The 19,461-nt window shown below is 28.2% G+C and carries 22 protein-coding genes; all 22 read right to left on the bottom strand.

Annotated elements, in window-relative coordinates; genetic code table 11:
* Window positions 1-183 precede the first annotated feature (183 nt).
* Genes BET03_RS01120 through BET03_RS01015 form a run of 22 tightly spaced genes read right to left on the bottom strand, consistent with a single transcriptional unit; the run spans window position 184 to window position 19,461 of the window.
* Window positions 184-642 (bottom strand): hypothetical protein, encoded by a 459-nt coding sequence (locus tag BET03_RS01120; protein WP_120166382.1) that lies wholly within the window; start codon window positions 640-642, stop codon window positions 184-186.
* Between the two features lie 14 nt (window positions 643-656).
* Window positions 657-974, bottom strand: a complete 318-nt coding sequence (locus BET03_RS01115) for a hypothetical protein (protein WP_120166380.1) — start codon at window positions 972-974, stop codon at window positions 657-659.
* 13 nt (window positions 975-987) lie between these two features.
* On the bottom strand, window positions 988-2,802 hold the full coding sequence (locus BET03_RS01110) for a FapA family protein (RefSeq protein WP_120166378.1): 1,815 nt from the start codon (window positions 2,800-2,802) through the stop codon (window positions 988-990).
* A gap of 27 nt (window positions 2,803-2,829) precedes the next feature.
* Window positions 2,830-3,576 carry a FliA/WhiG family RNA polymerase sigma factor gene (locus BET03_RS01105; protein ID WP_120166375.1) on the bottom strand — a complete coding sequence of 249 codons (747 nt, stop codon included), beginning with the start codon at window positions 3,574-3,576 and terminating at the stop codon, window positions 2,830-2,832.
* A 55-nt stretch (window positions 3,577-3,631) separates the two neighbouring features.
* Window positions 3,632-4,114, bottom strand: a complete 483-nt coding sequence (locus BET03_RS01100; RefSeq protein WP_120166373.1) for a chemotaxis protein CheD — start codon at window positions 4,112-4,114, stop codon at window positions 3,632-3,634.
* A gap of 2 nt (window positions 4,115-4,116) precedes the next feature.
* Complete coding sequence (locus BET03_RS01095; protein WP_120166371.1) at window positions 4,117-4,728, bottom strand: chemotaxis protein CheC; 612 nt, start codon at window positions 4,726-4,728, stop codon at window positions 4,117-4,119.
* A 10-nt stretch (window positions 4,729-4,738) separates the two neighbouring features.
* Window positions 4,739-5,191, bottom strand: a complete 453-nt coding sequence (locus tag BET03_RS01090) for a chemotaxis protein CheW (protein WP_120166369.1) — start codon at window positions 5,189-5,191, stop codon at window positions 4,739-4,741.
* A 16-nt stretch (window positions 5,192-5,207) separates the two neighbouring features.
* Complete coding sequence (locus BET03_RS01085; protein WP_120166367.1) at window positions 5,208-7,226, bottom strand: chemotaxis protein CheA; 2,019 nt, start codon at window positions 7,224-7,226, stop codon at window positions 5,208-5,210.
* Between the two features lie 3 nt (window positions 7,227-7,229).
* Window positions 7,230-8,276 (bottom strand): protein-glutamate methylesterase/protein-glutamine glutaminase, encoded by a 1,047-nt coding sequence (locus BET03_RS01080; RefSeq protein WP_120166365.1) that lies wholly within the window; start codon window positions 8,274-8,276, stop codon window positions 7,230-7,232.
* Window positions 8,277-8,936: a flagellar brake protein gene (locus BET03_RS01075; protein ID WP_120166363.1), complete on the bottom strand. Its 660-nt coding sequence runs from the start codon at window positions 8,934-8,936 to the stop codon at window positions 8,277-8,279.
* Between the two features lie 4 nt (window positions 8,937-8,940).
* Window positions 8,941-9,843 carry a MinD/ParA family protein gene (locus BET03_RS01070; protein ID WP_120166361.1) on the bottom strand — a complete coding sequence of 301 codons (903 nt, stop codon included), beginning with the start codon at window positions 9,841-9,843 and terminating at the stop codon, window positions 8,941-8,943.
* Window positions 9,827-10,966, bottom strand: coding sequence for a flagellar biosynthesis GTPase FlhF (gene flhF / locus BET03_RS01065; protein WP_120166359.1), 1,140 nt, complete (start codon window positions 10,964-10,966; stop codon window positions 9,827-9,829). The genes BET03_RS01070 and flhF overlap by 17 nt, the downstream gene beginning before the upstream one ends.
* Window positions 10,963-12,996, bottom strand: coding sequence for a flagellar biosynthesis protein FlhA (flhA, locus tag BET03_RS01060; RefSeq protein ID WP_120166357.1), 2,034 nt, complete (start codon window positions 12,994-12,996; stop codon window positions 10,963-10,965). The genes flhF and flhA overlap by 4 nt, the downstream gene beginning before the upstream one ends.
* A gap of 15 nt (window positions 12,997-13,011) precedes the next feature.
* A complete protein-coding gene (gene flhB / locus BET03_RS01055) occupies window positions 13,012-14,100 on the bottom strand; it encodes a flagellar biosynthesis protein FlhB (protein WP_120166355.1) in 1,089 nt (362 codons plus the stop codon).
* A gap of 4 nt (window positions 14,101-14,104) precedes the next feature.
* Entirely contained in the window at window positions 14,105-14,890 is a 786-nt protein-coding gene (gene fliR / locus BET03_RS01050) for a flagellar biosynthetic protein FliR (RefSeq protein WP_120166353.1), read from the bottom strand.
* A 16-nt stretch (window positions 14,891-14,906) separates the two neighbouring features.
* Window positions 14,907-15,176 carry a flagellar biosynthesis protein FliQ gene (fliQ, locus tag BET03_RS01045; protein WP_120166351.1) on the bottom strand — a complete coding sequence of 90 codons (270 nt, stop codon included), beginning with the start codon at window positions 15,174-15,176 and terminating at the stop codon, window positions 14,907-14,909.
* A 16-nt stretch (window positions 15,177-15,192) separates the two neighbouring features.
* Window positions 15,193-15,957, bottom strand: a complete 765-nt coding sequence (gene fliP / locus BET03_RS01040; protein WP_183108662.1) for a flagellar type III secretion system pore protein FliP — start codon at window positions 15,955-15,957, stop codon at window positions 15,193-15,195.
* Window positions 15,950-16,486 (bottom strand): flagellar biosynthetic protein FliO, encoded by a 537-nt coding sequence (locus BET03_RS01035; RefSeq protein ID WP_120166347.1) that lies wholly within the window; start codon window positions 16,484-16,486, stop codon window positions 15,950-15,952. The genes fliP and BET03_RS01035 overlap by 8 nt, the downstream gene beginning before the upstream one ends.
* Window positions 16,487-16,502: 16 nt before the next feature.
* Window positions 16,503-16,865, bottom strand: a complete 363-nt coding sequence (locus BET03_RS01030) for a response regulator (protein WP_120166345.1) — start codon at window positions 16,863-16,865, stop codon at window positions 16,503-16,505.
* Between the two features lie 20 nt (window positions 16,866-16,885).
* Complete coding sequence (gene fliY, locus BET03_RS01025; protein ID WP_120166343.1) at window positions 16,886-18,040, bottom strand: flagellar motor switch phosphatase FliY; 1,155 nt, start codon at window positions 18,038-18,040, stop codon at window positions 16,886-16,888.
* Window positions 18,030-19,028 (bottom strand): flagellar motor switch protein FliM, encoded by a 999-nt coding sequence (fliM, locus tag BET03_RS01020; protein ID WP_120166341.1) that lies wholly within the window; start codon window positions 19,026-19,028, stop codon window positions 18,030-18,032. The genes fliY and fliM overlap by 11 nt, the downstream gene beginning before the upstream one ends.
* A 13-nt stretch (window positions 19,029-19,041) precedes the next feature.
* Window positions 19,042-19,461 (bottom strand): flagellar basal body-associated FliL family protein, encoded by a 420-nt coding sequence (locus tag BET03_RS01015; RefSeq protein WP_120166339.1) that lies wholly within the window; start codon window positions 19,459-19,461, stop codon window positions 19,042-19,044.

Here is a 19,461-nt window from a genome sequence, read left to right as displayed (position 1 = left end):
CTCCACTCAACTCATCTTCCTAAAAGACCTAAATTTAGGCACACCTTTAGGAATCGTTAAGTGTGTGTGATTTCACCGTAAGTAGTATATCATACCTTTTAGTATTTGACAATATTTTTTTTTAACTTATTTAATATATTTTCCTTAATCATAAATTATATACAAAAGAATCCATAATTAACTTTATTTTTTTCTCTTACTATTTTCTAATTTTAAAATAATATCTATTTCCCTAATGCTTTTTCCTAATTTTTTGGCTATTTCATGTTTATTAAGTCCTAATTTCATTAAATTTATTATTTCATTATAAATGTTATCATGTTCATCTATTTCCACATTATTAATATCTTTGTTATTGGTTATTATGTAATCTTCATTAGTTATATGGTTATTATGATTATCAGGATAATCATGTTTGTAATTCGAATCATCCGTTTTATTGTTATTAGATAAATATAAATCTAATTTATCATTTAGCTTGTCTGCTATCTCCTCAATGATTAAGGCATAATCATTTATATCTTTATAAATTTTTTTTATTTCATTATATTTTTCATCTTGTTCTCTTTCTTCCTTAAGAAAGAGTAAAACTGAAAAAGTAATACAAATAATACCAATTATCATTAATATTATACCGAACATTGTTGCCTCCTTAATTATATTTTTATATCAATATGGTTCCCCAGTTCTGTTAGAAGCTTTTCTTGTTCTTTTTGATTTTTTTTATTCTTATTTTTATTTCTTTTTTTATTATTCCTATTATTACTCCCTTTCCCCTTATCTTTGTTCGCTCTCATTTTGTAAGGCTTATCGGTATTATTTACTTGTTTTTGTTCTCTTTTTATTTTTTGATTAAGGTTAGTCCTCTCACTATGTATATAATTATTATGCTTAAACTGTTCCTGTTGCTTAGTTTTAGCAGCTTCTTGGGTTTTAGAAATATTAACCTGTAAATCAATTGGTTTGATAGACATAACTTTCCCCCATTTACTCCTTATAATGAGCTATTTTTATCTCCCCATCTTCCCTATATATAGTGCATGCTTTAACCTCTTCTTTTACATGCATTGTACTGTTCCCAATTACTATTTTTACCCCTGGATATACTACATTACTTACTTTAATTTTTCCTTTAGATAAACATTCTATTCTATACTCAATTTCTTCTAATTCTTTTTTCACTTTCTTATATTGTTCATCTAAAACCTTTTTAGTTTTAATAAATTTTATTAGTAATTCTTTTTTATCCTTAGTAAGCCTATTATTATCATTTAATCTTTTTAATAAAAGGATAGACTTATTTACCTTATCTATATTATTTTTTATTTTTTTATTCTCTTCTTTTAAATTCTCGTATTTAGTCTTTAGATTTGGGTCTATTCCAACTTCTATAGTAGTTAATGTTGACATACTAGAACCAATAGTTTTAGCCCTTACTTCTTTTGCTGCTCTACAGGTCCCTCCTACAATTAGCCCCTTTCTTCCTAAAGCCTCAACTGTATCATTACTAGAAATATCACTATGCATTATTGCATCAGCTTGTACTAACCCATTACATTCTATAAAAGCATTTTCAACATATTTAGCTATAATATTTCCTTTAGAATTTAATTTTCCTTTATGATGACCTTGTATTCCTCTTTTTAAAATAATATTACCTTCACTTTCAATTAAAGCTCCCTCTACAACACCTTGTATTTCAATATCACCAATTGCCTTTACTTTAAAACCCGTTTTTACATTACCATTTATCTTAATACTACCATTAAATTGAATATTGCCAGTAGAATTATCAACATCTTCATTTATTTTATGTATCTTTTCTACATGTACCCTGCCATTTTTCAGTATAACCTCACCATCTATTAATGAAATAACTTTATTTCCATCTTCAGAATACTCTACATTCTTACCTAATTTTACCTTTTTAGATTTGCCTTTTTTATGTTTTAATACTTTACCTGTAACTGTGTAGCCAGCATCTCCTTCTGTAGGAGGGACTATTTCTGCTAATATATCTCCTTTCTTTACGTTGTTAATAAGCTGTAGATTTTTAAAATCAACAGATCCATCTTCTAATTCTTTGGGTATGTATTTTTTTTCTGTATCAAAAAAATATTTTATATAGCCATCTTTTCCATCAATAGGAAGTTTACCTTCAGCTATTAATGTTCTTTTATAGTATTGTTTTTTATTTATAATGTCTTTCATATGATTATAATTTATACCAAATTTAATCTTTTGCTCAACTATTTTTAAAGCATTATCATAACTTAAATCCTCACCATCTTCAGGTGGAATTAATGTCATATAAGCTTTCATATCATTGTCTTCTATTTCTATAATAATATCAGCATCTATCTTTTTCTTTTCTTGTTTAGGTGCAATTTTAACAGGCTGTTCAACATTTTCTTTAATGGCCTTTATAATTTTATTCTCACTATAATCTTCTATTCTCTTTCTCTTTATAGTATCTAAGATTTCTTCATAGAGAGCATTAGAGTCCTTATTATTCCTAATAACATTTAGATAAACACCATCATCTAAATAGTCAATAGAATATGTTTTTAATTTAAAGTTCATGTTATCAATTTCTTTAATTATCTCATTGTCAATAATGTTATCATTTTTTTTTCTTGAAATTTTAACCTTATATTTTTTTACCCAAACCCCCAAAACCTTTTTTCCTTCTTGTAAAATTTTAACATTAGCGTTTTCTTCTGTTATATTTAATTTTTCTAATCCTTCCTTAATTAAATCATCCAAGCTTGTTCCTTCAACAATAATGTGGTTTCCCCCCATGATGTCACCACCTTTATCTTAAACAAATTAATTATAATTATTAACACCTATTTTATTCAAATTATTTTTTATTTGAAGTATAATCTTGCTATGAAGTTGAGAAATCCTCGATTCAGAAAGGTTTAATACTTCCCCAATCTCTTTATAGGTTAATTCATCATAATAGTAAAGTGAAATAATAAGTTTTTCTCTCTCAGGTAGAGAATCAATAACTTCTTTTAAAATTTTCTTAATCTCTTTATTTTGGTAAATAGTTTCTGGTGTATCATAGGATTTGCTATAAATATTATATTCTCCTCTTTCTGTAAGGATTTCTTCTAATGATACTAAATTAAAAGTTGAAGTTTGTCCTAAAATTGTCTTAATTTCACTTTCATCTTTATCTAATTCTTCTGCAATATCTTTTATTGTAACATTTCTTTGTAATTTATTTTCTAATTTATTAATTGCCTTCTCAATTTCCTTAGTTTTTTGTCTTAAAGACCTAGGAATCCAATCTAATTTTCTTAAATTATCTACTATTGCACCTCTTATCCTAATTTGAGCATATGTTTCAAATTTTAAATTTCTATTGATATCAAATTTTTCAATTGCATCTATTAATCCAAATACACCATAACTTAATAAATCATCATATTCTACATTCCCACCATAATAATTATACATTCTCCCAGCTACTATCTTTACTAAATCAATATACTCTTCAATAAGTCTTTTTTTAAGTTCTATATCATTGCTATCTTTATATTTTTTCCATAATTCATCTTTTGTCATAAAGAGTACCCCCTAAAATTGGGTTACATAAAACTTTTATGTAAATAAAATTTCCTTATATTACTTTTGTTCCATGTCCTATTGTTTTAACTAGCAAATCTCCATTAGATGAATCTAATTCAATTGTCCTTCCATAATTTCCTCCTGTATCTTCCGATATAATTTTAATTCCTAACTGATTTAATTTCTTTTTACTGGCAAGGACATTCCTCTCTCCAATTTTTAGGATATCATTCTTTGTATTAAATGAGAACATTTGAGCTCCACCAGAAAGTTTAGCAACAATGTTCCATTTATTTGAACCTAACGACTCCATTTTTTCTAATAGAATTTCTATTGCTGTATCTGCAAATTTAGCTTTATTAGAATTATTTTTAATTTCTTTGCTGTTTGGGAGCATTATGTGAGCTAATCCTGCAATTTTGGTTCTTTTATCATATAATGCAATCCCAACACATGAACCTAATCCTAAAGTAATTAATTTACCTGGTGATTTAACTACTGCTAAATCCGCCATTCCTACTTTTATTATTTTCATGGTTATACTACCCCTAATTTATTTAGTATTGTATTAAATGAATCAATATCTGGTATCAAAAACAAGTCTCCTGTCACTTGGTTTTTACCTTCTTGAAACTCTGTTTCTATAAATAATACTTTATCTCCCATAACTCCAAACTGAATAGCTGGTACACTTAATATTGCGCCTGCCATATCTATTGATATAGATGGCACTGAAATCTTTAGCTTTAGACCAGTTAAAGTACTTAAGGAATTAATATAAGATGCAGAAAGGATATTTCCAACCTCAGATAATGCAGAAATATCCATTTCATCTAATTGTTTTCCATTATCTCTATTAAATAATATATTAACTAAATTTTTTGCAGATTTTTGGCTTAGAGCAAATAGAATATTGCCAGCAGCATCACCCTCAAAATGAAAATATATTCCTACAATTACATTTTCTGGTCCCCCCAAGACGTCTGATACATCTTTATAGTCTAATATTTTTACCTGTGGTACAGACATATCAACCTTTTTATTTATCATTTTTGCTAAGGCAGTTGCTGCATTTCCAGAACCTATATTACCTAACTCTTTCAAAACATCTATCATATTTGAATTTAAATTATCTATGTCTAAACCCATGTTTACACCTCTAACTTTCTTCAATATTGGTTTTAATACCTAATACTTTTTCAATATCTAATATCATTATTAATCTTTCACCATCTTTACCAATATGTTTAATAAAATCTTCAGTAACATTCCCCTCAACATGAGGTGGGTTGTCCAAATTTTCAGCTGTCAATTGTAAAACTTCAGATGATGAATCAACAATTAAACCAACATCTATATCATTAACTGTAACTATTATTATCCTTGAATTACTATAATCATTTTTATTTGGTAAATTAAATCTTTTTCTTAAATCTATAACTGGAACAACTTCTCCTCTTAAATTTATAACACCCTTTACATAGTTTGGAGCATTAGGTACCCTAGTAAAGTTTTGTATTTTTTCTATCGTTTTAACCTTTGAAATATCTATTCCATAATATTCATCATTGAGTTTAAACAAAACATATTGTGCGCTGTTTATATTACTCATTTTTCTCACCTTCCTTTTATAGAAGTGAATTTACATCTAATATTAAAGAAATACTACCATTACCTAAGATAGTTGCTCCAGCTATATGTTTTATTCCTGATAAAAATTTCCCTAATGATTTAATTACTATTTCTTGTTGACCAATAAGTTCATCAACAATTAAACCTGCTTCTTTTTCGCCTTTTTTAACAATAACAATGACTAGTTCTTTTTTATTAATGTTATCTTCAATACCAACTATACGATTTAATCGGATGATAGGCAAAGTTTTATTTCTAAATAATATAACTTCTTGGTTTTGGACTTTTCTAATTTTTTCACTATTAATAGTACTTATTTCTTTAATTGAACTTAAAGGTATAGCATAAATTTCTTCTTTTAATTTAATAAGTAATGCTTGAATGATTGCTAAAGTTAGAGGTATTCTAATTGAAAATTTTGTCCCTTTGTTTGATTCTGTTTTAGTTTCTATAATTCCACCTATAGATTCAATTTTTGTTTTAACTACGTCTAATCCTACACCTCTACCGGAAACATCTGATATTTCATTGGCAGTACTAAATCCAGCTTCAAATAAAAACTCGATAATTTCTTCTTTTGGTAAATCCTTAGCCCTATCCTCTGAAACTATACCCCTCTCTATAGCCTTTTTTCTAACTTTTTCAATATCAATACCTCTACCATCATCTTCTACCTCTATAACAACATGGTTTCCATCAGGATATGCTTTCAATTTTAATGTACCAGTTTCATCTTTTCCAAGCTTATTTCTTTCATCAGGACTTTCAATTCCGTGATCTATAGAATTTCTTATAAGGTGTACTAAAGGGTCTCCTATTTCATCTATTACTGTTCTATCAACTTCTGTTTCTTTTCCAGTCATCTCTAAATTAACTTTTTTACCTAGTTCCTTTGATAAATCCCTTACCATTCTCGGAAATCTATTAAAAACCCTTTCGATTGGTACCATTCTAACTTTCATAACAGCATCATGTAAATTAGTTGTGATTCTTTCTAAGTATTCAATAGCTTCATTCATATTTTGTCTTTTAGAATCATCCCCTATATCTTCCATCCTTGTTTTTATAATGATAAGCTCACTTACAAGATTCATTAAATTATCAAGTCTATCTATATCTACCCTTACAGTTTTTCCTACAATATTATTTTTCTTTTTCTTAATATTAGTTGTTGTCGAAGGTGTTTTTGACTTATTTTTTTTAACAAATGCTTTATTGCCTTCTTTTTTACCAAGAGATTCTTTTTGGTCTTTTATTATTTTCCCAATATTTATTTCAGCTACTTCTACTTTCTCAATTTCTGAAACAGAATTTATTTCCTTTTCAATTAAACTTTTTTCTTCTTTTGTTAATACTATTAGTGATATCTCAAAATCAAACTTTTCATCTTCAATATCTTCAACAGATGGTTCAGATTTTATGATTTCAGAAATAGCTTCTAATTTGTTAAATAAAATAAAAGCTCTTGCAGATTTTAACATGCAATTTTCATCAAGTCTTATTTTTATACTATAAGCTTTATATCCATCTTCTTTAGCTTTACTTAATATATTGATAACATGGTCTTCTAAATCTCTAATTTGGTCATCAAAATTTTCTTCATTTTGTTCTTCATTTACTTCTTCATTTTTTGAATTACCTAATAAAGCATTTAATCTGTTTACAAGCCCTGAACTATCTATATTTCCTTCTTCTCCACTTATACTTATTGAAGTTATGTATTCTTCTAAGACATCAAAACATTCAAACAATGTATCTATAATATCTACATTAATTTCAATTTTACTACTTCTAATTTCATCTAATAGATTTTCCATTTGGTGTGTCAAACTCTGCACCTTTTCAAAACCCATAGTACCTGCCATTCCTTTTAATGTATGGGCAACTCTAAATATTTCATTGATTAATTCCATATCATCTGGGTTTTTTTCTAGGTTTAATAAATTTTCATTCATATTTTGTAAATGTTCCTTAGCTTCTTCTATAAAAATTTCTAAATACTGATTTACATCCATTTTTTACACCCCCACTCTATTCATTATTTCTTGAGCTATTTTTTCTAATGGTAGTATTTTGTTAATACCTTCAATTTCAACTGCTGATTTAGGCATACCATAAACAACACAGGTTTCTTCATTTTGTGCTATAGTAAATCCATTATTATCTTTAACGCTTTTTATGCCTTTAGCTCCATCTGATCCCATCCCTGTAAGGATAATACCTATTTTTTTCATGGATTTAACTTTTGAAACTGACTTCATTAGTACATCTACTGAAGGCCTATGGCCTGAAACTGGCCTATCTTTGTTTAGTCTTATATATAACTCTTTTCCATTTACTTCATCAATAGTCATATGATAATCCCCTGGAGCAATATAACAATATCCTTTTTTTATCCTTTCATTATTCTCTGCCTCTTTAACGGTTATCTCCGAAAGGGAATCTAATCGTTTGGCTAAAGATTTAGTGAATCCTGGTGGCATATGCTGAACAACAACAATACTCCCATTTATATTCTTAGGTATATGTGGTATTATTGCTTGTAAGGCTTTTGGTCCACCTGTTGAAGTACCTATAGCTATTAAGTTTGAGAATTCTCCTCTGTTTTTTTTATAGTTATTCATCCTAATTATTTTATGTTGACTGTTAAGTTTACCGTTTAAAATTTTCACTTTAGATGAAATTTTCACTTTTTGAATAATTTCTTTCTTTTTTTCATCAGCACCAACTTTAAATATGTTAGTAGGTTTTGTGATAAAATCAACAGCACCTATTTCTAAAGCTTTAAGTGTTGCTTCAGCTCCTTCTTTTGTTAAGCTACTTAGCATCACAACTGGTTTTTTAAAATCATTCACTATATGTTTCAAGGTTGTTATACCATCCATGATTGGCATCTCAATGTCTAAGGTAATTACATCTGGTGATAATTCTTTAATTTTTCCTAATGCCTCTTTCCCATTTTTTGCAGTATCTACTACCTCTAATATTTCATCTTCATTTAATATATCTGAAATAAGTTTTCTCATAAAAACTGAATCATCAACAACGAGAACCTTAATGGCCATTTATATCAATCCTTTTTGTCTAAGTTTTCTCTGTTCATCAAAGATAAACTTTATTATCTTTTCACGTTGATAATCTGTTATATCTATAAACTTCATTCCTAAGGAGTACTTATAATTTTTATTATCACAATCTTCAGTTCTAACAACTTGACATTTTAAGCTTAATTCAATCCCATTCATAGTAAATTTACATAATACTATGTCATCAAGATTATGCTTTTTGTTACATAAAATTCTTAAACCACCACCACTAATATCTTCAGTTATACACTCTTCTTTCTCTATTTCTTTGTTTTTCATGTTCTGAAATTGTTTTATTACTTTAATCATTATTGGTAATCGATAAAAATTTCTTTCTTGCAATCTTTTTATCTTGTTTAACCTCTCAATTTTTATCTTATATATTGGTTTTTTCTCTCTTTCAATAATTTTAGCCTTAAACATAAACCGACCTTTTTGTTCCTTACAATACATTACTTTTATTTGTAATCCCAATGATAAAGGTACAATATTTCTTTTATGGATAGGACCGCTTATTTCATAGGTATATTCATCTAAAACATTCAATATTTGACTAACATATTTTTCTTTATATGATGGATCCAAAACTTTTATATCAACTTTATCTCCTACCTTAGGTAAGCTGAATTTAGATGCCATTAAGCTAGTTTCCCCCTTTATCTAAAAAGCTTTTAAAAACATTCACAAATTTTTTAATACCCGAACTATCTTCATAGCTTTTCTGATCTCCTAATATTTTTAAAGCTATTCCATTAATTTTTTTAGCTATTGGTGAATTAGGATACATTAATAAAAGTGGATTTTGTTTTATGACTGAATCAGTTAATAATTTACTATTATATAAATATCCTAGATATTCTACATTAACATTTAAAAATCTACTAGACACCTTTTCAATCTTTTCATATATATCATTGGCCTCTTTACTATTTTTAACTCTGTTTATAACTAATTGTATTTTATTATCTTCATCCATCATAGTTAAAACTTTTATCATAGCATATGCATCAGTAAGTGAAGTTGGTTCTGGAGTAGTTACTAGTATAACTTCATCAGCAGCTTTTACGAAATTTAATACTGTATTAGCAACTCCAGCACCAGTATCAATTAATATAAAATCTGCCATACTTTCTAACTTTTCTAATTGATTAGAAAGTTTGTCTAACATTATTCTATCAACATTCATTAATTCTGTTATACCAGAACCTCCAGCTATAATTTTGATTCCATTGGGCCCATCTGTAATTATATCTAAAATATTTTTTCTACCATTTATAATATCAGCTAAAGTGTATTTTGGATATATACCAAATAATACATCAATATTAGCTAGTCCTATATCAGCATCGAATATAACAACCTTATATCCAAGATTACTTAGGGAAATGGCAAGGTTGACAGTAAAATTAGTTTTACCTACTCCTCCCTTACCACTTGTAATGGCTAAAACCCTAGTATTTTTTGTTCTTTTCCTATTGTTATTAATATTATTACTAAATTTTAGATCCCTCATAATCTCTCTTAACTTTTCAGCTTGGTCTCTCATATCCTAACTCTCCAATCAATGTTTTGCTTAATTTTTGTATGTTTGCTAATTCTATATCCTCAGGAACATTTTGTCCCATCGTAACATATGAGAGTGGTTTATTAGCATAAAATTTTGTATTTAAAATAATTCCTAAATTATCAGCTTCATCTAGCTTTGTAAATATTATTTTATAATCTTTTATAAAACTATATCTATCTAAAATTGTTTTAATATTGTTAAAATCAGTAGTTGCACTTAACACTAGATAAACCTCTTTGTTATTTACAGTTTGTAAAAGTTCCTTAATTTCATTTAATTTGTTTTTATCCTTGTGGTTTCTTCCAGCAGTATCGACTAAAATAAATCTCTTATCTTTTAAATTCGCCAAAACTTTATAAATTTCCTTTAAATCATATACAACTTTTAATGGTATGCTTAATATTTCACTATATGCTTTTAACTGGTCCACTGCTGCTATTCTATAAGTATCTGTTGTAATTAGACCGACTTCATTCTGGTTCTTTATACATAATTGTGCAGCAATTTTCGCCAAAGTTGTAGTTTTACCAACACCAGTTGGACCTATAAAAAATATTACTTTTTGATTATTAGCTGGAACTAAAGGATAAGACTTTCCTAAATATTCATTTATGTTGTATAGTATTACATCCTTAATTGTTTTCTCATCCATTATATTAATGTTTACCTTATCATTTATATCTTTTAATATCTTTATAGCTATATTGTCTTCAATGCCATTTTGTTCCATAATTTCTCTATACTTTTCCAGTTTAGATGGTAATGACTGTTCATTTTTACCGATCTGACTCATGAAAAACTTCATCTCATTTCTTAAACGTTTAATTTCTAAATCTATATTAGATAGATTATTATTTTGCTTATTAATTATTATATTATCATTCAATTGTTTAGTCTTTATTTCCTTCTTCATATACTCTTCTTTAGCCTTGTTGTCATCTACTGCTGCAACTATCTCAATAATAGGTTTCTTTATAAACCCCATTATTCCTGGCTTTCTAATTTTCCTTGTGTGGAGGATAACAGCATTTTCTCCTAATTCTTTTTTTAGCTTATACATTGCTTCTTGATTTGTCTTCCCTATAAACCTTTTTATTTTCATTTTAATGTCACCATCCCTAAGGATTGAATTTCAACTGAAGGTTCTAATTCATTATAAGACAATACAATTAGGTCTTTTATTGCATGTTCAGTAATTCGTTTAAAATATATTCTAACAATTGGCGCAGTTAAAACTATAGGTTGTTCTCCGATGGAAGTAAACTTTTCTACGTTCATAGAAAGGCTATTTAAAATTCTTTGTATTGTATTAGGATCTAACGTTAAATGAGTTCCAGTTTCTGTTTGATTAATAGATTCCATTATAAGTTGTTCAAGTTCACCATCTAAAGTTATTACATTAATTTTATTCCCTTGAGTATATTTCTTTGTAATATATCTAGACATGCTTTGTCGTACATGTTCTGTCAATATATCAGGATCTCTAGTTATAGGTGCGTTATCTGCAAGAGTTTCTAATATAGTAACCATATCCCTTATTGAAATATTCTCTTTTAATAAATTGGCAAGCACCTTTTGTATTTCTCCAATCGAAAGAACATTCGGTACAACCTCATCAACTAATGCAGGATGTTCTTCTTTTACGTTATCAATTAGCTTTTTAACATCCTGTCTATTTAGTAATTCATGAGCATGCCTTTTTATTATTTCGGTTAAATGGGTAGATATTACAGAAGGTGGATCAACAACTGTATATCCTAATACCTCTGCTTTTTCTCTTTCTTCTTCAGTAATCCATTTAGCTGGAAGGCCAAATGCAGGTTCTGTTGTTTCAACCCCCTCAATATCGCCTTCAGCTGTACCTGGATTCATTGCTAAATAATGATCAAATAAAACTTCTCCTTTAGATATTTCTATACCCTTTATTTTTACTACATATTCATTTGGATTTAGTTGTATATTATCTCTTAATCTAACCATAGGTACTATAATTCCTAACTCAAGGGCAATCTGTCTTCTTATCATTACTATTCTATCTAATAGGTCTCCACCTTGATTTGCATCTGCCAAAGGTATTATTCCATAACCAAATTCTAGTTCTATATCTTCTACTTTTAGTAAAGACATAACATTTTCTGGACTCTTAACTTCCTCTACTTCAGCTTCTTCAGCAATTTCTTTTTCCTCTTCTGTGGAAATTTTTAATCTTGAATGAATTTGATATCCAATTAGAAAGAATGATGAAGATAATATAATATAAGGTATATTAGGTAAAGGAGTTAGTAATCCTAATACTAATAAAACACTTCCTATGATGAACATAACTCTATGATAAGCAAAAAGCTGTTTTAAAACATCATTTCCCATATTTGTGTCAGAAGCAGCTCTAGTAACTACAATTCCAGTAGCCGTAGATATTAAAAGAGCTGGTATCTGGCTTACTAAACCATCTCCAACTGTTAATAAAACATATTTATTTAGAGCTTCTAAAAAAGACATATTATTAATTATTATTCCAATTGTAAAACCAGCTGCTATATTTATAATGGTAATAACTATTGATGCAATAGCATCACCTTTTACAAACTTACTGGCACCATCCATGGCACCATAAAAGTCTGCTTCTCTTTGTATTTCTTTTCTTCTTTGTCGTGCCTCTTCTTCAGAGATTAATCCTGAGTTTAAGTCAGCATCTATAGCCATCTGTTTTCCTGGCATAGCATCTAATGTGAATCTTGCTGCAACTTCTGCTACCCTTTCTGCACCCTTTGTTATAACAATAAATTGTATAATAACAATTATAAGAAATATAATAAAACCAACTACAGCATTCCCTCTTATCACAAATTCTCCAAAAGCCTCAATTACCTTACCTGCATCTGCCTCTGATAGAATATATCTTGTAGTAGAAATGTTTAATGATAATCTGAATAATGTAGTAATCAGTAAAAGTGAAGGAAATATAGAAATTTGAAGGGAATCCTCAATATACATAGAAATTAATAGAATTAATAAAGCCAAAGAAATATTAAAGCTTAAAAGTATGTCTAGAGCACTTTTTGGTACCGGTATTATTATAATTATTACTATGGCAATTATAGACATTGCTACTATGATATCACCAAACTTCATAATTGTCCTCCTATCTTAACTCCTTAAACTATACACATAAGCAAGAATTTCAGCTACTGCTTGATATAATTCTTCTGGAATAACATCACCAATATCGACCATTTTATATAACATTTGAGCAACTGGCTTGTTTTCCACAATAGGTATATCTTCTTCTTCACCTATTTCTTTTATTTTTTCTGCAACTTTATCTTTACCCTTTGCCAACACATATGGAGCATCATATTTATCCTTATCATACTTAATTGCTATTGCGTAATGAGTTGGGTTTGTTATAATTACATCTGCTTTCGGTACATCCTGCATCATTCTTCTCATAGCAATTTGTCGCTGTTTTTCTTTAATTTTAGATTTAATCTGGGGGTCTCCTTCAGTCTGCTTATGCTCTTCTTTCACTTCCTGCTTACTCATTTTTAGATTTTTTTCATGTTCCCACCACTGATAAATATAATCTATTATTGCAATCACAAGAAGTACTGCCCCTACCCTCATAGCTACTTGAAATGAAATATTAGCAATATAATTAACTATTGACTCGATATTCATATCCATAAGCTTAAAAGTATTTTGAATCTCTTTTAAGCCATAAATGTAAACTACATAACCTGCAACAAAAACTTTTATAACTGATTTTAACAATTCTATTAATGCCTTTTTAGATATTATTCTTTTAAAGCCCTCTATTGGGTTTAATTTTTTAATGTCAGGCTTTAATGTTTCTGTAGTAAATAAAAAACCGACCTGAACATAACTCACTCCTATACCAATAATGAAAGCAATTGCACTAATAGGCAGTACAGTTTTTCCTGTGGCAAAAAACATGTTTAAAAATAAATTATTAAGACCTTTTACTGTAAATGTAGTATCTGATTGTACATATTCAGTAAATACAAATCTACAAAACTCAATCATTTTCTCTAACATATATCCACCAAATATTTTTAATCCTAGAAAAGTGGCTATTAACACAAATGCAGAATTTACTTCTCTACTTTGAAGTACCTGTCCTTTTTTTCTAGCTTCACGTCTTTTTTTAGGTGTAGCTTTCTCCGTTTTTTCTTCACCAGCAAATAGTTGTAAGTCAATCTTATAATCTAATGTCATAAAATCATCCCTTATTTACAGCCTTTAAAAAGTCAACTACTGATGAAAACATGAAATCAAATATATGCTGAAACACAACACTATATAATGGAATCATAATAACAATAGTTAAAATACCTATAAGAATTTTTAAAGGCATACCTACAATAAATACATTCATCTGAGGCATCGTTCTAGCTAAAATAGCTAAAAGGACATTAGTCAAAAAAATTGTGGCTAATATTGGAGCACTTATTTTAAAACCAATAACAAATATTTGAGAAAAAATAAAAATAAACTGCTGAAATATGGAGTCACTAAAACCAATTTGACCAAGTGGAACAATATTGAAAGAATTTACAAGTTGCTTAATTAATATATGGTGTCCATTAATAGTAAGAAAAGTTAATATTGCAATAATATAATAAAAATTACCTACAATAGGAACTTGCGAATTATTTAGAGGATCAAATACATTAACCATTCCGAAGCCTATTTGCATATCAACTATTTGTCCAGCAATGTATAGAGACATCAGTGTAATATAACATATAAATCCTATTAAAAAACCTAGTATAAGCTCTTTAACTAAAACAATAAATATTTCTAATCCATTTAAGGTAATTAAATTTTCTCCATTCACAGAATAAATAAGTAAAATTGAGATTATCAATGTAAAGCCTATTTTGGTTATATTAGGAATATTTCTTCTACTAAAAAGTGGACTTATAATAAATATTCCTGACATTCTAATAAAGATGATTAAAAAAACATCATATTTTTGTAAAATATAATTTAATATATCAATCATTCATTTCACCTAATATTTATTTAATGTAAAGATTAATATTAGTAAATAAATTTCTAGTAAAATCTGTGATTACATTTATCAGCCAAGGAGAAAAAATTAAAAAAGAAAGTAGCACAGCAACTATTTTAGGTATAAAAGCTAAAGTTGCCTCTTGAATTTGAGTAGTCGCTTGAAAAATACTCACTAGTAAACCTACTAAAAGTCCAAACCCCAGCATTGGGGCAGCAAGAATCAAAACTGTCATCATAGCTTGCTGTGCTAAGGTAATTATATCACCTTGCGTCATTTTATCACTCCTAATATTATCTAAAACCTAATAGTAATGCTTTTACTATTAAATGCCATCCATCTACCATTACAAATAGTAATATTTTAAAAGGTAATGAAATCATAACTGGAGGTAACATCATCATACCCATTGACATTAAGGTACTAGCAACAACCATATCTATAACTAAAAATGGAATAAAAAGTATAAATCCAATTTGAAAAGCTGTTTTTAATTCACTAATAATAAAAGCTGGAATTAATACCCTTGTTGGTATGCCGTCTAAATCATCTTTATCCTCTAAATTTGTGTTTGATATATCCATAAACAGTGCCAAATCTTTTTTTCTAGTCTGTTTAAACATAAACTCTCTAAGTGGTTTTATGGCTTTATCAATAGCTTCTCTTTGATTTATTTCTTCATTTAAATAAGGCTGTATAGCATCTTCGTTAATTTCACTAGCAATAGGTGACATTATAAAAAACGTTAAAAATAATGCTAATCCTATTAAAACCTGATTTGGCGGTGTTTGTTGAGTTGCTAACGCATTTCTTATTAAAGATAGAACTATAATTATCCTGGTAAAGCTAGTCATCATTATTAAAATTGCTGGTGCTAGGGTTAAAATAGTAAGTAAAACTAGCAGTTGTATACTAAAAACATAGTCGTCAGGATTTTCAGTATCATTAAGTGTTACTGTTTTACCTAAAATAGATATCTCTGGATCAGCATATATATTAGACGAAAGCAGAACAATAACTGCTAACGTAAGAAGAGTTATTTTAAATATATTAGTCATAACTTTCATCCTTGTCTAAGCCATTTTGCTGGTCTTTGTTTAGTATCCTTATTTTATTTTTAAGACTCATTAGTTTATCATTACTAGTACTATCAGTTTCATATAAATCTATTTTACTAGTTTTAAACTTTTCTATTATATTTTCTAGATAGTTTTGAAACTTATTATTAGATAAATAAGTTTCGTTAGTCTTAATATTTATATTAGTTTCATTTATTTTGTCTACAACTGTAGTATCATTGTTATTTAATGAAAGAATATAAACATTGTTAAATATTTTTACTATAACAATTTTATGGCTATTATCCAATGAAATATAGTCAATAACTTTTATATTGCTTGTACTACCATAATTAGTAGCCTTTTTTGCCATAAATTTAGTAAAATAATATGCTAATACAACAACTACTATAAAAGATAATAAATAAACAAAAGTAGATACTAATATAGAAGTATCTCCTATTTTTTTTAGGCTGGAGTCTTCTAAAATATTAGCATATAAGCTTATATAACTAATAGGCATGTCCATTATCTAAAATGTTTAATTATCCTAATACTTTCTTTACAGCTTCTAGTACCCTATCAGCTTGGAAGGGCTTAACAATAAAGTCTTTTGCTCCAGCCTGTATTGATTCTATAACCATAGCTTGCTGTCCCATAGCAGAACACATAACTATATTTGCATTATTATCCATACCTTTTATTTCTTTTACAGCTTGAATCCCATCAACTTCAGGCATAGTTATATCCATAATTACTAGGTCAGGATTTAATTCTTTATACTTTTCTATTGCTTGTGCACCATTTTCTGCTTCTCCCACTACTTCATATCCGTTTTTTGTTAAAATATCCTTTACCATCATTCTCATAAATGCTGCATCATCAACAACTAAAACTTTTTTACTCATTTTAAATTCCTCCTTATTCTTTATTTTTTAATACGTTTTGATGGACTTATAATATCAGTTATTCTAACTCCAAAATTATCATCAATAACCACAACTTCCCCTTTAGCAATAAACTTTCCATTGGCGAAAATTTCAAGGGGTTCACCAACTAATTTGTCAAGTTCAATTATTGTTCCAGGACCATATTCAAGAATTTCTTGAATTTTCCTTGTTGTTCTACCTAATTCTACAGTAATTTCTACAGGTATTTCCTGTATTAGATTTATACTTTCATTATATTCTATTTTTTCTTCATTATCAAAGGATCGAAACTGAGCTTTTTGAATATTTACAGCTTTTTCTTCTTTCTTTTTATCATATTGAGGTTTTTCGATATTTTTTTCTTTAGTTTCAAAATTATCCTTATTAGATGTTGCTATTTCTTTGCTTATCGTTTCTTCACTTATCTTTGCTTCATTTTCCATTTCTTTTGGCTGGATAGGTTGGGAGTTATCTGAAGAATCTCCCATTAATTTCTTTACCATATCTTGAGCAAATTCTAAAGGTATTAGTTGCATTATTTCACTATCAATTAAATCACCTATAATCATTCTAAAAGATACTTTTACAATCTCTTCATTTTTATCAAAAAGCAGTGGTATATCTTCACTTGAAAAATCTATTTCAAAAGCTTCTGGTGGTTCTATATCTATTGTATAAGAAAACATTTCTGATAGTGATGTGCATGAAGAACCTACCATCTGATTCATAGCTTCGCTTATAGCGCTTAAATCCATTTCATTTAAGTCTCTATCAATATTGGTTCCATCACCACCCATCATTAAATCAGCAATAACTTTAACATCGTCCGTTTTTAGAATTAATAAATTTGTTCCTCTTAAGCCTAATTTATATTTAACCTGTACAGCTACAAATGGAATTTGATATTCAGAACTTAATTCTTCCATTGTAGTAATTTTTACTTTTGGTGTTGTTATTTTAACTGGTTGATTTAATAGTGTATATAATGTTGTAGCTGCTGTCCCCATACTTATATTTCCTATTTCTCCTAGGGCATCTTTTTCTACGTCATTTAGTGCATCTTGAGAGTCTGATTCACTTGTATTTCCTATATCACCTAGATTCCCTTTTAAAAGGGCATCTATTTCCTCTTGAGAGAGCATATCATTGTTCATCTATGTCCTCACCGTCCTTCTTAATTCTAGAAATTTTTACGGCTAATTTATTATTCTTTTTACCTGGTGTACCAAAATATTTTACATTTGAACCTAATTTAATTTTTATCTCATCTCCATATTTACTATCAAGCTTTATTACATCTCCAATATCTAAATCTAATAATTCTCCTATTGTAAGTTTAGCAGCGCCTATTTCAGCCTTAAGGGTTACTTTAGCTTTTTTTAGCCTATTTTCTATAGCTTTTATATCATCCTTAGTAACTTCCTGTTGGGCTGCAGAAAACCAAAGTTTTGTGCTTAACTTGTCAAGTATTGTTTCTATTGTTATATGGGGTATACATATATTTATCATTCCTTCTACATCTTCTATAGTTATATTCATTGTTACTAAAGCAATTGTTTCATTAGGTGAAATTATTTGAGCAAATTGTGGATTTGTTTCAACTTTATCTAAAGTAGGTCTAATGTCAATTACATTTTCCCATGCTTGTGCCATTAAGTTTAACAGCCTATTTACTATTTTTTTAAGAAGTACAAGCTCAATTTCTGTAAAGCTCCTTTGTGCTGTTATGCCCTTTCCTTTTCCTCCTAATAAACGATCTATCATTGCAAAAGCAGTTTTAGTTGAAATATCCATAATTATTTGACCTGACAAAGGTTTAAAATCGATAATAGATAAAAAAGCTGGATTTGAAATAGCATTGCTAAACTCACTATAGGCATATTGGTCAACTGTTAATATTTCAATATTAACTGGTGACCTCAAATAGCCTGATAAGAATGTTTGTGTCAGCCTACCAAAATTATCATAAATAATTTCTAAAGTCCTCAGCTGATCTTTAGCAATCTTTTGAGGATTTCTAAAATCATATTTTTTTACTTTTCTTTCTTCACTCTCTTCCTTTATTTCTTGTACATCCACTTCACCTGAATTAAGGGCTTGAAGTAGGGCATCTATTTCGTTTTGTGATAAAACTTCAGACAATAGCTATACCTCCCTACTGAACAATAAATTCTTTGAAATATATGTTATTTATTTTATCATTTTGAAAAATCTCTTTTAATGTTTTTGTTATTTCTTCTTGCAACATAATTTGTCCATTACTTCCTTCAATGTCTTCTTCATTTTTACTTCTTATAATCTTATTTATTTCATCTTTAATTAAAAAGTCTTTATTAGTAAATACCTCAATTAATTCTTCATCTGTAACTTCTATTGTTATATTTAGTTTCGCAATTCTGCCTGTATCCTTTAAATTACAATACATTTCTCCTACATCAAAGTAATACTTTTCAGCAGGTGATTCTTTTGGTGGATTAGTCCCATTTAAATAAAAAATACCAAAAACTATTGCTGCAATTAGCAGTAATAGAAAAAAAGAAACTGCTGAAATAATTATAATTTTTTTTGTACTCAA

Origin of the sequence: Thermohalobacter berrensis (assembly GCF_003609645.1) — a bacterium.
Lineage (GTDB): Bacteria > Bacillota > Clostridia > Tissierellales > Thermohalobacteraceae > Thermohalobacter > Thermohalobacter berrensis.
This window is presented reverse-complemented; position numbering and strand designations above follow the sequence as displayed.

Coding starts and splice junctions, on each gene's coding strand:
- BET03_RS01120 (WP_120166382.1), bottom strand. CDS start 642: ATGTTCGGTATAATATTAATGATAATTGGTATTATTTGTATTACTTTT.
- BET03_RS01115 (WP_120166380.1), bottom strand. CDS start 974: ATGTCTATCAAACCAATTGATTTACAGGTTAATATTTCTAAAACCCAA.
- BET03_RS01110 (WP_120166378.1), bottom strand. CDS start 2,802: ATGGGGGGAAACCACATTATTGTTGAAGGAACAAGCTTGGATGATTTA.
- BET03_RS01105 (WP_120166375.1), bottom strand. CDS start 3,576: ATGACAAAAGATGAATTATGGAAAAAATATAAAGATAGCAATGATATA.
- BET03_RS01100 (WP_120166373.1), bottom strand. CDS start 4,114: ATGAAAATAATAAAAGTAGGAATGGCGGATTTAGCAGTAGTTAAATCA.
- BET03_RS01095 (WP_120166371.1), bottom strand. CDS start 4,728: ATGGGTTTAGACATAGATAATTTAAATTCAAATATGATAGATGTTTTG.
- BET03_RS01090 (WP_120166369.1), bottom strand. CDS start 5,191: ATGAGTAATATAAACAGCGCACAATATGTTTTGTTTAAACTCAATGAT.
- BET03_RS01085 (WP_120166367.1), bottom strand. CDS start 7,226: ATGGATGTAAATCAGTATTTAGAAATTTTTATAGAAGAAGCTAAGGAA.
- BET03_RS01080 (WP_120166365.1), bottom strand. CDS start 8,276: ATGGCCATTAAGGTTCTCGTTGTTGATGATTCAGTTTTTATGAGAAAA.
- BET03_RS01075 (WP_120166363.1), bottom strand. CDS start 8,936: ATGGCATCTAAATTCAGCTTACCTAAGGTAGGAGATAAAGTTGATATA.
- BET03_RS01070 (WP_120166361.1), bottom strand. CDS start 9,843: ATGAGAGACCAAGCTGAAAAGTTAAGAGAGATTATGAGGGATCTAAAA.
- flhF (WP_120166359.1), bottom strand. CDS start 10,966: ATGAAAATAAAAAGGTTTATAGGGAAGACAAATCAAGAAGCAATGTAT.
- flhA (WP_120166357.1), bottom strand. CDS start 12,996: ATGAAGTTTGGTGATATCATAGTAGCAATGTCTATAATTGCCATAGTA.
- flhB (WP_120166355.1), bottom strand. CDS start 14,100: ATGACATTAGATTATAAGATTGACTTACAACTATTTGCTGGTGAAGAA.
- fliR (WP_120166353.1), bottom strand. CDS start 14,890: ATGATTGATATATTAAATTATATTTTACAAAAATATGATGTTTTTTTA.
- fliQ (WP_120166351.1), bottom strand. CDS start 15,176: ATGACGCAAGGTGATATAATTACCTTAGCACAGCAAGCTATGATGACA.
- fliP (WP_183108662.1), bottom strand. CDS start 15,957: ATGACTAATATATTTAAAATAACTCTTCTTACGTTAGCAGTTATTGTT.
- BET03_RS01035 (WP_120166347.1), bottom strand. CDS start 16,486: ATGGACATGCCTATTAGTTATATAAGCTTATATGCTAATATTTTAGAA.
- BET03_RS01030 (WP_120166345.1), bottom strand. CDS start 16,865: ATGAGTAAAAAAGTTTTAGTTGTTGATGATGCAGCATTTATGAGAATG.
- fliY (WP_120166343.1), bottom strand. CDS start 18,040: ATGAACAATGATATGCTCTCTCAAGAGGAAATAGATGCCCTTTTAAAA.